General features: G+C 43.8%; 10 protein-coding genes. 4 read left to right on the top strand and 6 right to left on the bottom strand.

Annotated elements, in window-relative coordinates:
* Positions 1–30: 30 nt before the first annotated feature.
* Positions 31–783 carry a DUF2490 domain-containing protein gene (locus ACVBDU_RS18360; protein WP_447181186.1) on the bottom strand — a complete coding sequence of 251 codons (753 nt, stop codon included), beginning with the start codon at positions 781–783 and terminating at the stop codon, positions 31–33.
* Positions 784–1,026: 243 nt separating this feature from the next.
* Here ACVBDU_RS18360 and ACVBDU_RS18365 point away from each other — a divergent pair, with 243 nt between their 5' ends.
* A complete protein-coding gene (locus tag ACVBDU_RS18365; protein ID WP_447181187.1) occupies positions 1,027–6,045 on the top strand; it encodes a DUF4132 domain-containing protein in 5,019 nt (1,672 codons plus the stop codon).
* 5 nt (positions 6,046–6,050) lie between these two features.
* A complete protein-coding gene (locus ACVBDU_RS18370) occupies positions 6,051–6,467 on the top strand; it encodes a hypothetical protein (protein WP_447181188.1) in 417 nt (138 codons plus the stop codon).
* Between the two features lie 235 nt (positions 6,468–6,702).
* Here ACVBDU_RS18370 and ACVBDU_RS18375 read toward each other — a convergent pair whose 3' ends face one another.
* Entirely contained in the window at positions 6,703–7,641 is a 939-nt protein-coding gene (locus ACVBDU_RS18375) for an AEC family transporter (protein ID WP_447181189.1), read from the bottom strand.
* Complete coding sequence (locus ACVBDU_RS18380) at positions 7,628–9,145, bottom strand: FAD/NAD(P)-binding protein (RefSeq protein ID WP_447181190.1); 1,518 nt, start codon at positions 9,143–9,145, stop codon at positions 7,628–7,630. The genes ACVBDU_RS18375 and ACVBDU_RS18380 overlap by 14 nt, the downstream gene beginning before the upstream one ends.
* Positions 9,146–9,462: 317 nt before the next feature.
* Between ACVBDU_RS18380 and ACVBDU_RS18385 the strand changes: the two genes are divergently transcribed.
* Both ACVBDU_RS18385 and ACVBDU_RS18390 read left to right on the top strand, forming a co-directional pair.
* Entirely contained in the window at positions 9,463–9,939 is a 477-nt protein-coding gene (locus ACVBDU_RS18385) for a peroxiredoxin (protein WP_447181191.1), read from the top strand.
* Positions 9,940–10,112: 173 nt separating this feature from the next.
* Positions 10,113–10,847 (top strand): Atu4866 domain-containing protein, encoded by a 735-nt coding sequence (locus ACVBDU_RS18390; RefSeq protein ID WP_447181192.1) that lies wholly within the window; start codon positions 10,113–10,115, stop codon positions 10,845–10,847.
* Between the two features lie 93 nt (positions 10,848–10,940).
* On the opposite strand, the gene ACVBDU_RS18395 is transcribed toward ACVBDU_RS18390, so the two are convergent.
* The 3 genes from ACVBDU_RS18395 to ACVBDU_RS18405 form a co-directional block, all read right to left on the bottom strand.
* Complete coding sequence (locus ACVBDU_RS18395; protein WP_447181193.1) at positions 10,941–13,445, bottom strand: glycoside hydrolase family 95 protein; 2,505 nt, start codon at positions 13,443–13,445, stop codon at positions 10,941–10,943.
* Positions 13,446–13,686: 241 nt separating this feature from the next.
* On the bottom strand, positions 13,687–14,784 hold the full coding sequence (locus tag ACVBDU_RS18400) for a sialidase family protein (RefSeq protein ID WP_447181194.1): 1,098 nt from the start codon (positions 14,782–14,784) through the stop codon (positions 13,687–13,689).
* Between the two features lie 91 nt (positions 14,785–14,875).
* Positions 14,876–15,880, bottom strand: a complete 1,005-nt coding sequence (locus tag ACVBDU_RS18405) for a pectinesterase family protein (RefSeq protein ID WP_447181195.1) — start codon at positions 15,878–15,880, stop codon at positions 14,876–14,878.
* Positions 15,881–15,983 lie beyond the last annotated feature (103 nt).

Below are 15,983 nucleotides of genomic sequence, written 5' to 3' on the forward strand. Positions count from 1 at the left end.
ATGTGTTAAAAGAGAATTTTCTTATATTTTTCACGAATGGAACAGGTTTTTAAACATGATATCAAAGGCAACATAATGCGCATCCTTAGAGAAATCGTTGCCGAGAAGGTTGTTCATATAACCGAAATTTAAAGTTAGGTTATGCCTTGGTATATTCAAAGAATAATAGACAGAAAACCTGCTCTCGCCGTATTCCCAGGTATCCCAGTGTTCCTTTTTATCGGAAGCGTAAAGAACTTCCGCGGCAGTTATCAGTTTTTGGGTTTTATCCGGATTGAGATTTATAGTCATTTTGCCGCTAAACCTGGTACGAAACTGCGCCTTTTTCGCATAGGGTTCGAAACCGGAAGTATAGAACAACCTCAATTCCGGGCGGAAGGTAAACGAAAAGCTGACGAACTCAGCCGGGTGCAGATAAGAATAACGACCGTAAATCCGTATTTCCTGCCGGCCGTCATAAGAAGGTTCTTCGTCAAACTGGTTTTGCCACCGATAACTCAATGCCCCGGAATACTTCCAGTGTTTGGCAAACCGGTGTTCGATCTCCTGGTTGATCACGTAAATAGTTCCCCTTTCAAAAGGATTGTCATTTTCCGGACTATTAGTACTCCCTATCCCTATAAAAGTGGTGGATGTAAGATGCTTTTCTGCATTCAGGTCTTCCTTTACCCCTACCGCAAACCACCCGGAACTGTTTACTTCTCCCAGGCCGGGAGGTGTTATCTGGGCAGATACGGGTATATATAATACCCCGAGGAACAGCATACTCAGCAATAGTCTCATAGTCATTTTTATTAGATGATACAGCAAAGTAAAAACCGGAATTAGGAAAGAATCTGGAATTTCAGCCGGGTTCGGGAAGTAATTTGGAGAAAGATCACGATTGTTATATTATCCGCTAAAATGAAAGTCTCTTTAATCCGGTCTGTATCAAATGATGGTCAACGAAATGAAATCACGGATTTCTGGTATACCATTTTTTAAGGTAAACCGCTAAGTTTGTCCTCTATATAAACACATATACAAATGATTACCCAGGAACAGGCCCGTAAATATATGGGCACACAACGAAAGATACAGGTAACCGAAAAAGATCTGGCTACTTTTTCCGAACCCTATGAAGTACTCGGGAAAATTATTATGAATCAGACCCGAAAGACCTTCGGCAATGTTGCTTATATTGTAATATATGTAAATCATGTAAGTAAAGATCCTGCCTTTAATCCGTGGAAATCAGCCGAGGGCAGACGCCTGGCCGAACTGCTTTTTGGCAATATCAGGGCTCCTTATATAGAAGCTATATGGGATTTGGTTCTCTCTTTACCCTACCAGACAGGATATAACAGAAGACCTTTTCGCAATGAGCCTTCTGTTACATACAACCAGGTGCAATTAAAACAACTGCAATCCCTGTATTCTTCCGGAATTGCAGGTTTTGCTTTCATCCCTTTTGAAGAGCAGATACGATATGGCAGCCTGTTCCATAACCAGTACGAAAGCCATGCTATGTTGTTTTCGCTGTTATTGAAAACAGCTCCGGAAACCTATTTTCCGGTTTTCGAAGGTATCATTAACGGTGAAGACGAAACAGGCTCGGTAAGCGCGGAAATCATCAAAGCGCTACTGCTTTCCGAAAACCCGGAACACTGGAAACCCGTAGGTAACCTCCTTTTGGCGGCACAACGGCAGGAAGGACTGCGTCAAACCATTCTGGAAGTGTTGGATTTCACCTCTTTAGGAGCATTGGAATATATGATAAAGCTTATTCTAAGTGAAGATCTGTGTCGTTTCAGCAGTGTTGTCCGGGCAGTAGATTCCTGGTTCGGTTTTGGCTGGGAAGCTCCTAAAAAAGCTACAATACAACGTATATTAACCATCGTATTGAAATTACTGGAGAACCCGGGCTCTGTTTCCGAAACCGCCAGAAGCCAGGACCATCTGGAGGCCTACATAGCATTTTGTGTCAAAGGACTGACCAATGTCGATGAAGCCAATAAAATGGCATTCGATACGGTTTTCAGTGATACTGCCGGTAAAAATGAAAAGCTGGTGGCCCTGTTTTTTGTTCATGAAACACAGCGTACACGTAACGAATTGGTTAGTTATGCCGAAAATCATTTCGGAGAAAACGAAGAATATGATTACTGGATGCTCCTGAACATGCCCGAATTTAACCTCAGCGATCCCTTTTTCGCAAAAATAAGACAACGTGCAGAAAACCTGCCTAAAGACGGAAAAACATTTTCCGGAAGCGGGTTCTCCTGGAAGAACTACAAAATCACCCCGGATTATTTTTACAGGTTTCTCATCCATAAAGCCTCGGAAAAACAACTGGAAATATTAGGCTCCGACCTGGCTGCATTGCCTTCCGAAACACGTGAGTATTACATGCGTATCGTTTTCCCCGGGTTCTATACCTATTCTGCCCGGTACAACAACAATAAGACAGAGGCTGCATTTAATCCTCCCAGGGGTTCGTGGCAGCGTACCGTAGTGCTTCAGGCCATACAGGACAGAAACGAATCGGTTTCTGCTACGGGGATGAACCTGTTCCGCAAGATGGAACTGTTTCCGGAGGAACTGGATGTTCTGGAACAATTACTGGCGCGAAAAAGCAAACACATCCGTTCCGGGAGTATAGACGTATTGCTGAAGCAACCCGAAGAGCCCTTAAAACAACGCGTCCATAACCTCCTCTCCTCCGCCAAACTACCGCAACGCCTGGCGGGACTGGAAATACTTACGATCTTATATGACAAACAACAATATCCCGCTTTTGTAAAAGAGCAGGCAACACAATACAAAAACAGGACCCTCAGTAAAAACGAGTCGGTTTTTATAGATAAACTACAGGACCGTACCAGTGAGTATTCGTTTGAAAACGGATTCGGTGTCATCGATTATGACAACCTGAGCCCCTTGTTTAATCCCGAACAAAAATTCGAACGTAAAAACGGGATCTCCTTCCTGAAAAAGAAAAACAGTTTCCTCTTTAAGAATTTTATAGATACCGGTAAAATTGTTTCTCAATTAAACCGGCTTATTTCGCTCTTTGAAGAACACAAAGATTACGAGTACCGCACCAGGGGATACCAGGACGAAATGGTGACTACCTTACTCTCTCAAAGGCTGAACTACGTATACTCCGAAGAAAATGTCCGAAACCTTCCCGAAAATCAACGTTTCCGGCACCTGCCGCTGGCAGAAATATGGGAAAGATGGTATGAGGAAAGTACCTTAAACGACCTGGAACTAATGGTATGCCTGTATTGGTGCAGACAACTGGAATACCCATACCGGCAAGCCAGGCTCACTCCGGAAGCCAGGGAATTCAGGGATATCTATATCCCGGAAATTGAAGGTTTGCGCCTTAAACCACAGCCTCATGCCTACCAGGCAGATCCGGTACTAAGCAAAATGTGTGTTATGCTCTCCCTTTTAACAGAGACTTTTGCAGATGTCTCAACAATCATTACATTCAAACTGGATGTTATGGAGGATATGCTGGCTGGCCTGCCACATCAACTAAAGGAGGTTTCGATGACAGAAGGCGATAGCTATAATCGCAGGTTCTGGTATAATGTTATTCCCGAACTGGCCTTTAATATCCAGGAATACGAAGTAATGTCACTGGCACCGGAACAGCAATTGCGGTTCTGGAAAATGCAACAATACCTTATGGCCCATGAATTGAATTACCCGGCAAAGGTAACCGACATCAAAGAAGTAATTCCGGCCATACCTAAACTGAATGCGAACAACAGGTACAGAAACTATGAAAAGACCTCATTAAAACTCACGCTGGACCTTTACAAACACCAATATATTACGAAAGAGGACGTACAATTACTCGCACTTACCAATACCGCCTTTTTCTATTACCTGGATGGTGGTAACAACTATTTGAGAAACCGTTTTAAGGATATGGAACGCCCCCTGGTCATGGAAGCCATAAAGCACAACATGCTGGCCGTGGAACTGGAACGGGGTGACCTGGAAACCGAAGTATCTCCATACGTAAAAAGCTTTAATGCAGTGGAAGGCACACGTTATTTTCACAGCATTATGCAACGTATGAAAAACGAGAAGTTTGACCGGGGCGGTGGTTATTACGACACAAATACCAGGTCGAGGAATTTCAGTCATCTGCTGAAACGCACTGTTCCGTCGGAAGACGAATCATTCTTCGATTTCTCCCGAATGATGGATTCCTTAAAACTCCCCAAAAAACGGAACATAGAAATTGCATGTTTCGCCACACAATGGGCAAACTGGCTGGGCGATTATTTGAAAATAGAAAACCTGGAAGAAGCGGTATGGTGGTTCCTGGCACATACGACCGATTATATGACCGCCGAAAAAGAAACTGTCATTTCAAGATATTCCGGTATACCAAAGAATGATTTCAGCAGGGGCGCCATTGATATTAACTGGTTTAAAAAGGTATACGAAAGCCTTGGAAAAACCAATTGGAAATTACTGCATGAATCTGCCAAATACCTCTCGGACGGCATGGGGTACAGAAGGGTTAAAATTTATTCTTCCGTACTACTTGGAGAGACCAAAATACGCGAAACTCTCAAAAAAATAACCGAAAAAAGGGACAAGGATTATGTCATGGCTCTCGGGTTGATCCCTGTCAGCAAAGTGAATCCGGAAAATGATCTTCTCAAGCGTTATGACTTATTACAAATTTTCCTTAAGGAAAGTAAACAGTTCGGCGCTCAGCGCCAGGCCAGTGAAGCCAATGCGGTGGAGATAGGACTGGACAACCTTGCCCGAAATGCAGGGTATGAAGACCGGATCCGGTTCAGTTGGGCGATGGAGGCCAAAGCCGCGCAAAAGATCATGGAAAATTCGAGAGTGGTTAAAGATGATGCCGAAATAGAACTGATAGTCACCACAGAAGGAAAAGCCGATATACTGGTCACCAAAAACGGAAAACCCCAAAAATCCATACCCGCCAAATACAAAAAGGATAAGGATATACTACAGCTCAAAGAGCATAAAGAATATCTTAAAAAGCAATATACGCGTACCCGGGAATCCCTGGAAAATGCCATGATACGGGAAGATAGTTTTTCTGCGGAGGAAATAACCGGTATTATGGAACACCCGGTAGTAAAAGCAATGCTCGGCAAACTCGTACTCTTTAACAAGGAAAAACAACTTTCCGGTTTTTGGAATAACGGTAATTTAACAGACCATGCCGGGAATTCCGTTATGCCGGACAAAGAGGATAAACTGGTTATTGCCCACCCCGTACATCTCTATCATGCCGTACAGTGGGACCTGTACCAGAAATATCTTTTCGATCACGCTCTTGTACAACCTTTCAAACAGGTATTCCGGGAATTATACCTGCCTACTAAAAATGAAATGGAATTAAGCAATCGTTCCGAGAGATACCAGGGGCACCAGGTTCAGCCCGGGAAAACGATCGCACTATTACGATCCAGGGGCTGGACGGTAAATTACGAAGAAGGTCTTCAGAAAGTATTCCATCAGCATGGTATAATGGCTACGCTTTATGCCATGGCAGACTGGTATTCACCGGCCGAGACAGAATCTCCTACACTTGAAGAAGTGTGTTTTCACTATCTGAAAGATTACCACAAGGTACCCTTAAAAGAAATAAACCCGGTAATTTTCAGCGAGGTGATGCGCGATGTAGACCTGGTTGTCAGTGTGGCACACGTAGGAGAAGTAGATCCGGAAGCCAGCCACAGCACCATGGAAATGCGGGCAGTTCTTGCCACGGAATCGACCCGTTTGTTTAAATTGGATAATGTGGAGGTGAAAGAACGCCATATACTCATTAAAGGAGGGCTGGCGAATTACAGTATACACCTGGGAAGTGGTATTGTATTTAAGGACGGTTTACAGTTGTCCATCATCCCAGTTCACAGCCAGCACCGCGGACGGGTATTTCTTCCTTTTATAGATGATGATCCGAAATCGGCAGAAATCATTTCGAAAATGAAATTACTGGCCGAAGACATCAAGATCAAAGACCCCACCATTCTCGCACAAATCCGTAAATAATTAAAATGCAGAATATCCGGCTTCAATTAAAGAGACTAGGGAAAAAGAAGGTAAAAACGGCAGTGTTTCCGGTGGAAAAATACCCGGAAACACTTTCCGACCTGATAACGCAATGCGTAATAAGCGAAGTAAAACGTTACAACGATGAACGGACCGAAATGCTATTGAGCTCGTTTCTGACGCCTTCGGAAATCCAGGAAAAATCCGAAGAGGGGAAAGTCGGTTTCGGGGATATTTACAATACGACACCGGCAGATAGGGACAAGGCTATAGAAAATGCTATGCTGGCTTTTAAAGACGGGCTTTTCCTGGTATTTGTAGATGATGAGGAAATTACCGCCACCGATCAGCTCTTGCAACTTTCGCAGGACAGTACTATTACCTTTATAAGGATGACTTTTCTGGCGGGGACGTACTGGTAATATTTCTCATTTCTCTCTGAAATAACACCCGAAAACCGGTAAAAAAAACTTGCATTCCTAAATTATCCTGTAAATGACAATCCCGAATGTGAATACAAAACCCTTTACAGGCAACAGATCGAATATTTAGATAAATCCGTATCGTGTCGCCCTTTAAACCCTTACCCGGATCAGGTAACCGTTGGACAGCAGGAAAACCTGTTCTTTCCGCAAAACAGCATTCTGATTTTTAAAATCAGATAATTCCCTGCCCTATGAGGAATTGCAGCAAGGCCGCTCCGGTGGGGACAAGGATAAGCGACAATCCCGTTGAAAACAAAATGAGCAGTGCCGCCTCTTCTTCCCAGGAATTCAGAAAAGAGGCAAAAACCGCGAGATTAACGGCTATCGGGAAAAGGGAAATAAGAGCCATCACCTGTCTTTCTTCACTGTTTAAACCGTTTACCAGCCAGAATTCCAGGGATAACAAAAGTATCACAATGAGAATAGCAGAAAGGATACGAATGCCTAATATTCTTCCATAATAGCTCCAGGAAACCGCTCTGAATTTTATATTGGTGAGGTTCATACCTATAATTGTCATCCCGGCAACCGAAACAACAACTCCTAAGACGTTACTGACAGGGTTCATGACTTCCGGTAACTCTACGTTAAAAATCTTCAGAATTATGGCCAGGGAAATGGCATAGATAAAGGGCACTCTGAACACTTCCATAACAGCTTTCCTTGTAGTGTACCTGGATTTGGCTACCTGGATATATCCGAAGATATTGCCGTATAGTGCAGAACCTATATAAATACAGATCAGAACAGTTATGCCTTCTTCACCAAAAAGGGCTGTCACTACCGGAATCCCGAAGAAGGCGACATTGAAATAGGCGTAACTGCTTTTCAGTATGTTAATATTCAGGGAAGATTCCAGTTTACGCTTTACCAGGATGGCGGGGATCAGCATCAGGGAGGACAGTAAAAAAGAAATAACAGCAAGAATAGCAATATTAGACACGCTGGCTTCAAGAACTTTATCAATAACCAGGACAGGCAACAATACAAAAAGCAAGGGCTTGCTGATATAGGCCTTGGGTATCATATTCCTTTTACTCAGAATATAACCGATAGGGATAAAACACAGGTAGGGAAGCAAACTGAAGTAAAGTGACTTAAATGCGCCCATCCCCGGTAATTTTAAAAATGATCTTCGTGGCCAGCCTTGCTATGGTTTTTACATTAAACCAAACGGCATTCACATCGATCAGTATTCCGTTTACCAAATGGCCTACGCCGTAAATATGTTCCCCGCCTTTTTCCGAAACGCACTGCATAGTATGCGGATTGATTACGGCTCCGCCCAGCGGATGCGGTTGAAGATATTTTTTATTTAAAAGGTTTTCCAGTAAAATATTATCCATTTCTTCCAGTTTACCCGCACTCCCGGTGGCGTTCACCAACCTGTCCGCATAGTGTATTCCGCTTCTTGATGTACTTACCCGGAATTGCTTTTTTTTCTCATTAAATTCTACCTTCTCATTTTCGGGTATGACTTCCAGTTTTCCTTCCCGTAACAATTCCGCTACCCGTTTGGCATTGTACAAGGGCATGGCATGCCTGTTTATCGTCCAGTATCTTCCGAGCCATTTGTTGAACATCAGTTGTTGTTCCATATCCATCCAGCTCCATATAACGGAAGTGTCATAGCGAAGGGCATATGCCATATTCAAAACAGAATCCCCTTCTTTTTCTGCAATCTCTATATCTTGTTCCAACAGTGGCAAGGGATCTTTGGCATAGCGATTCATTGCGCGCCAATCCAGCTTTTTCCCTTCTGCGGCTTCCGCATCTTTTATAAAAAGCCGGAACAGTTCTTTTGTTTTGGGCTGGTGTCCTTTCTGTCGTTGCAATTTGTGCAGGTTTTCCAGGGTAAGATAACTTCTGTCGAGTTCTTTATTCTCATCGGGCTGTACCCTGGGCAGCATGCCATCCGGTGAAAACATGGTGATCTTCCCGGTATGCCCGTTATCTACCAGTGCCAGAACCGTATCTATGGCACTAAGGCTGGTGCCCAGTATACCTACATGGTCTTCTTTCCCGGTCCTTTCCAGAAGCTGTTCCGCAGGCCACGGAAAATCTATATATTGCCTGTGTTCCCTTAATTTCTTAAAAGAATTAGGCTTGGGAGTTCCGGGAGCCAGAAGTACCTCATCGGCTACTACATCGGAGCCGTTTGCCAATGCTATGGAAAGTTGCTCATTTTCCAGGCGATCTATTGTAATGGCTTCACTGTGTATGATCTTTACGGAGATTCTGCATTCCCGGGCCTTTTGAATTGTTTTCTCAAGTTCCCCGGACACATAATGACCATACAGGATACGGCTGGTATATGCATTCTCTTCATCACTTTCTCCTTTAACATCGCTTCTGCCCTGCCCTCCGTGTTCCCGGAGCCAAGTTGCAAAATGACCGGGTTCGTGGGCATATATTCCCATAAGATCGGCCTGGGTATTTAATAAATGTGATTTTTGTTCGGTTCCGAAGGCAAGCCCGTATCCAACCCGATCACTACGCTCTATGAGTGTAAAGCTGATCTGCTTTTCGAGTTTTTTAGCAATACTCTGGATAACAAGTTCTATAAGCGCAGCCGAGCCACAGGCTCCACCACCGATAATCACGACGTTTTTCATTGTTTTCTGTCCGCTTTGCCTGTAATTTAAAGAGATAAAAGGAAACATTAAAGAAAATCTGATTATTTACCGTTTTTATTTCCGGTCACTAAACTACTCCCGGACTTTAATCCTATAGGTTTAGAGCAGTCCGGAAGCCTGTTTTGCCACGTATACACCCACCACACCTGGGGTTTTGGACCCGGAATTGAGACCAATAAAAATATTTTCATAATGACAGGACTTGCCAGGCAGGAGAATCCTTATCGGACGAATATCATATCTTTACAAAAAGCCCATAATACCGGGGCATAAAGAATCACAAAATAAGTACGGCTATGACATTATTCGGAAAACCGGGAGAGACTCTTAAAAAGGGGGATGTAATCCCCTCATTTACGCTGAAGGACCAGGATGGAAAACCGGTAAATCTTCCTCAAGAACTGGGAGAAAAAGGAGCGGTAATCTATTTTTATCCGAAAGACGACAGTCCGGTTTGTACTAAAGAAGCTTGTGCTTTCCGGGATCATTTTGAAGAATTTACAAGCGCCGGCATTCGTGTTATCGGCATCAATTCCGGGAGTGTAGAAAGCCATAAAAAGTTCGGACAGAAGCACCATTTACCTTTTACACTCTTAAGTGATCCGGACAATAAAATTCTGAAACAGTTCGGGATCAAAAATATGCTGTTCCTTACGGGAAGAGAGACTTTTGTGGTTGACAAACAAGGGATCATACTGCATAAATTCCGCGATTTTATTCGGGCAGGGAATCACATAAAAGAAGCTTTACAGGCATTGGAATTGCTCCGATAGAAAACACTTTTCAAACTCCGGAGCCGCTGACAGGCATCCGGAAATCGCCAAACCGCTCCCCTCCTTTCTCAAAGAACTCTTACAATGTTTGAATTTCGTAAGGTCTGGTTTCTTTATAGTTAGTCCTCCGTTATGCCCTTTTTTACTTTTGTTTTGTCTTAAAAAACAACAAAATGAAAAGGTTAAATATCTCTCTGATCGCTATAGCAATTCTCCTTCTGTCCTGTGCTTCATCGGCAGAAAAGAAGGATACCCGGGAAAGTTTGACGAACAGGGAACTTATATCCCATGCATTTAAACAATGGCAGCAAGGAACGGGAAATTTCTTTGACCTTCTTGACGATAACACAGCATGGACCGTAACCGGAAGCGGTATGTTTTCGGGTACTTATAAGGGTAAACAGGATTTTATGGATAATGCCGTAATTCCTATAAATAAACAATTGGACAGTAAAATAACCCCGGAACTGATAGGTATCACTGCGGAAGAAAAAACCGTATGGTTACACTGGAAAGGCACGGCACAGACCAAAAAAGGGACAATTTATAAAAACGAATACGCCTGGAAACTACAATTGGAAAACGGAAAGATCATAAAAGTCGACGCTTTTCTGGATCACGAGGCATTAAATCAACTTTTCACTACAAATAAACAGATGAAAACAACTATGGAAGAATCTAAAGAATATATCGGTATGTGGGTTACCGGTGATGGATACATCCGTCACGAACTGCTACCGGGTAATCGCTATGATGAGGCACGCGGAAACCGGAAAAGTGCGTACCGGGGAAGTTATGAGGTAACGGGAAATCACATCGACTATAAAGACGATACCGGTTTTACTGCTGATGGTGAATTTGAAGACGGTATTTTATATCATGCCGGAATGATCCTGTATAAGGAATAGGACAAACCGCAAGAAAGATAGTTAAAACAATCCGGGCAGAACAGGGACATCGCTGTTCTGCCCGGATGATCTTTCTTCAGGTGTTAAAATATGCTATGGCCTGGCGGCCAGCGTATATGTCTTTCCCGCATCCGTTTCCAGATCATACACATAATACCCGGGAAGATTGAGTTCTGTCAACTCCGCTTTTGCGGATACCAGCGGCGTTTTAATTTCCGGATTCGGATAAAACCTGTTGGGGTTTTCCCCTGTAGCTTTTTCCGGTTCTTTTCCATCCCCATCAAATAAAGGGACCTCGCTCCTGATCCTGCAAACACCCCCCAAGCCTGAAAACACCTTTACCGTCTGCAGTTGATTATTGTCCCATCGGAGGGATACTTCGAAACCTCCCCTGGCTTTCAGGCCTTTTATTTCTCCTTTCTTCCAGGCATCCGGCAAGGCGGGCAATACATGCAGGGCCTCATCATGGGACTGTAACAGCATCTCCGAGATCCCGGCAGTGCACCCGAAATTTCCATCGATCTGGAATGGCGGGTGGGCATCGAAAAGGTTAGGATAAGTTCCTCCTTCTTCCGTACCGTCCTTTACCAGGGTAAGCTGGGTTTTTATAAGATCATAGGCCCGGTTTCCGTTGAGCAGGCGTGCCCAGAAATTCACTTTCCATCCCATGGACCAGCCGGTGGATTTATCCCCCCGGTAAGTAAGCGTGTTTTGTGCCGCCCGGAATAATTCCGGGTGTCTGAAAGGGGATATCTGTGCCGAAGGATGCAGCCCGTATAAATGTGAAATGTGCCGGTGTTTATCATCCTTTCGGTCCCAATCCTTTATCCATTCCTGTAACTGGGAGTATTGACCTATCTGCATAGGGGGCAAAAGTCCTCTTTTCTTTTTTAGTTCTTTTCGCAAGGCTTTGTCCGTATCCAGGATTTCCGAAGCCCTGATGGCATTGGTAAACACATCAAATACCAATTGATTGTCCATCGTGGTACCATAGGTTAAACTTACCCCGTTTTGATAGGAATTTTCCGGAGACATGGAAGGGGATACGACGAGCCATTTGTTTTCCGGTTCTTCCTGTAATATATCCGAATAGAACCTGGCCGCGGACCTCAATACCGGGTAATATTTTTTTAAAAACTCTTCATCTCCCGTAAACAGGTAATGCTGCCACAGATGCTGGGTAAGCCAGGCCCCTCCCATGGGCCATACTCCGTAATATCCGCCGTCAATTACCCCGGTCACTCTCCAGATGTCCGTATTATGGTGCATATTCCATCCCCCGGCGTGGTACATCTCACGTGCACTTTCCTTTCCGGTTTCCGAAAGTTCTTCCAGCATTTTAAAAAGTGGCTGGTGCAATTCGGACAGATTGGTAACTTCAGCCGGCCAGTAATTCATTTCGGTATTGATATTTACAGTGTACTTACTATCCCAGGGAGGAGAAAGAAGGGGATTCCATATACCCTGTAAATTAGCGGGCTGTCCTCCGGGGCGTGAGCTTGAGATCAACAGGTAACGTCCGTACTGAAAGTACAGGGCTACCAGAGAAAGGTCCTGATCTCCCGTAAATTTTTCCAGACGTTCGTCCGTAGGCAATCCGGAAATGCCGGTATCCTGTTGCCCGAAATTCAATGACACCCGGTGATATAATTCCTGATAATCTTTTATGTGTGCAGACTTTATCTGCAACAACGACTTTGTTTTAACCGCCTCCAGATGGTCTATAGCCTTTTGTCCGGCATTATCCGCCAGTTCCTTATAACTTTTAAAATTGGTACCTATACTGAGAATGACGGTCACTTCATCCGCATTTTCAATTTCGAGTTCCTTTCCCCTAATTATAACTTTCCCCGATTTTACCTGTGGAAGGGCATATGCTTCAAAATCTACCCTTCCTTTTTTATTGGCTTCGTCACCACTTGTTCCTCTCAGGACCAGCATACCGTCTTCTACCGAAACTTCATGCTTTTTCTGTACACTCCCGAAATGAAGTTTACAGGAAATTTTTTCCGGCTTGTCAGCCTTCAGGTGAACAACCATTACCTGGTCCGGATAGGAAACAAAATACTCGCGTTCGTAGGTCACGCCGTCCAGGGTATAACTTGTTGTGGCCACGCCTTCTTCAATATCCAAAGTTCTCTTATACTCCTGTACGTTATCATGACCGAAATCAATCCGAAGATCTCCTACGGTTTGATAAGGCATTCCGTAATTGCTGTTTCCTGGCGCATGTCTGGGAAATACTTGATTGGCGAGCTCCTGGGCCTCTTTATACTTTCCGGAAAAAAGCAATTTCCGGATATCCTCTACCCGGGGATATACATCCATCGGTATATTATTTCCCGGTTCTCCCGCCCATACGGTTTCTTCGTTAAGTTGTATTTTATCGTCCGTCGTTCCAAAGATCATTCCTCCGATCCGACCATTACCTATGGGCAATGCTTCGTTCCAGTTTGCCGCGGGTTCATCGTACCATAAAACGTGCTCTCCCTCCTGCGCATATAAATTACAGACCTGTAAAAAGACAAGGACCACAAGCATACAAATGCCCCAGGTTCTTATCTGTGTCTTGGTTATCTCTTCTTCCGAATATTTCATATCAATAAATGTTTCTTTGTATAATTCTTTATCTATGGAACTGTCTTTTCGTAAAGATATTAATAGTTACAACGACTATAAGCATAAAAAAGAAAATAGGTTTAAATCAAATTCCGCTATGTTTTTACAAAGGATCACTGCCAAAACATAATAAATTACATTTTGCTAAAACCATGGCCACAAGGCAAAGCATGATCACAGAACAACCAAATTGAAAATATGTTCCGGAATCTGTAAAAATTCAGGATCCTGTAAATCGCAATTTCACAAACCTTATCTTTTCCCTGTTGTATGTATAGCTAACATAGACCGTACCGTCGGCAGATTGTATGATAGCGGGATAGCTGTATTCACCTTTATCCTGATTTTCCAGGGTATAGATGTCTTTCCAGTTTTCGCCGTCGGCAGAAAATGCCAGGTTCAATCTGTTTCTCCCTTCCCACCAATCTTTACCGCTTACCATAGGGTTATATACCAAAAGATGATTCCCGTTATCCAGGGTTACGGCGTCTATTCCGGAATTGGGATTGGCCACACCGGTCTTTTTTAACGAAGTCCAGGTTTTTCCCCCGTCCAAACTTTCACTCGCCAGGATAACATTCTGATCACTACGGATCAACGCTTTAATCGTTCCGTCCGCAAGCCTGATAAGGGTCGGTTGGATGGCTTTATAATCCGAATCCGGATCAACCGCTACTTTTTTCCAGGTATATCCCCCGTCTTCGGAAAGTTCCATGTGTACCTTCCATATATCCCCGTCTTCGGTGCTGGAGGGACTGATTATTTTTCCGTCGGCCAGCATAAGGGGTTTGTTTTTTATGGGACCTAATATGGTCTCCGGAAATTGTTTCCCGTCCGACCAGGTTTTGCCGTTATCTTCCGATGTTTTGTACATTCCCCACCATTCACTCGGGGAAGGTCCGGCTTTATAATATAAAAACAGGGTCCCGCCTTTGTTTTTAAATAATACCGGATTCCACGCAGGATACCGCACAGAGTCACGGATAATCCCGTCTGCGATTCTTTCGGGTACCGACCAGGTCTTACCATCATATACCGCCGAATAGATACAAACATCTGGATGGCGTTCGTGCGTACCTCCAAACCACGCGGCCATTATATCACCATTGTCCAATGATACCAATGTAGAGGAATGGCATTGCGGAAAAGGTGCTTCTTCGTAAATAAAGTCTTGTTCCAATATTTCTATTCCGGGGAGATTACCGGTCTGTTGAGAATTTCCGTTTTGTAAACCGGCAATAAGCAGTGCCGCAATCCATATCTTTTTCATGCGGTCAATATAGTTCATTCCGGAAAAATGTCGGATATCCTTTTTCATTTCTAACAGAATATGTGTAAATAATGAAATTAATTCCTGCCGTTATATTTATGCAAAACGGTATTGTACTAAAAACTACTTACGAAAAAAATCAGTTCAGGCCTCTGTTATACCATAGCTGTTCTTTCCCGTTGCTTTTCAGCATATTTTGCAACGTGTATCTTTTGACGTCCTGTTTGCTTAGCTGATGGCTCCATGAAACCCTGCCGGATACTTCTGCTCCTTCACCTGTATTTTCATATTCCGCATAAAAGGTCGTTTTTTCCTTTTCCGGGAACATTTTGTCTCCTTTCCAGGGGTTCCACCCTTCGGCAACTATGTGCGGGCCCAGGTTGCAGGAAATAAATACTGTTTGTGCGTATGGGCGCCAGGGCCTTCCCAGGAAGACTTTGGTTACATCTTTACCGGCAATGAGATGGCATTTTATAAATACAAATCCGAAATCCCGGTTTTCGGGTGTCGCCGCTGCGGTAATATACGAATCGCGTATGCTTTTTATGGTGCAGTTATTGAAAACCGCTGTGGCCTCTCCGAAGATAAAATCGGTGGTCCCTTCTATGTAACATCCGTCATAATATTGTTTGCTTCCTTCCGTAGCTGCGTAAATGGTATCCTGGCAACCGAGTATATTACAATTCCTGAAAACAGCCCTGTCCCCTTCCACATGCAATGCCACGGCCTGCCCTTCTCCGCAGGATGCGTTTTTAATGGTCAGGTTCTCTGCAATAAAATCGTTACCCGCAACCAGCAACGTATAGGAATTAAAGGTGGAAAATTCAGCCCCGGTAGCGGGATTGATTTTACCCGAAAAGTCATTGTTTACAATGATGGTTTCGTCCCTGTCCTCGCCTTTCAGGATAATTCTGGTCTTCCAGCTCGGAACAACTAATTTTTCATTATAGACTCCTTTTTTAATTGTAATCAGAACAAAACCGGGCCCGAGGTCCCTGGTAGCATTTATCGCTTCCTGAATGGTTTTAAACTCCGAAGTTCCGCCCTTTGACACAATTATTTCCCGATAGGGTTTTACAACGTCCTGGCCGGAAGCACGGACAAAGGGGGCAGACAGTAATAACAGAAAAAGCAATTTTTTCATGTGTTTAGTTTTATTGTTTATTAATGGTCACATGTAACCCCTGCCTGACCGGCAGGCGTTTGATGACTTGCATAATCATTAGATGTACAGGGTAATAATTATG

The organism is Sinomicrobium endophyticum, from assembly GCF_052983315.1.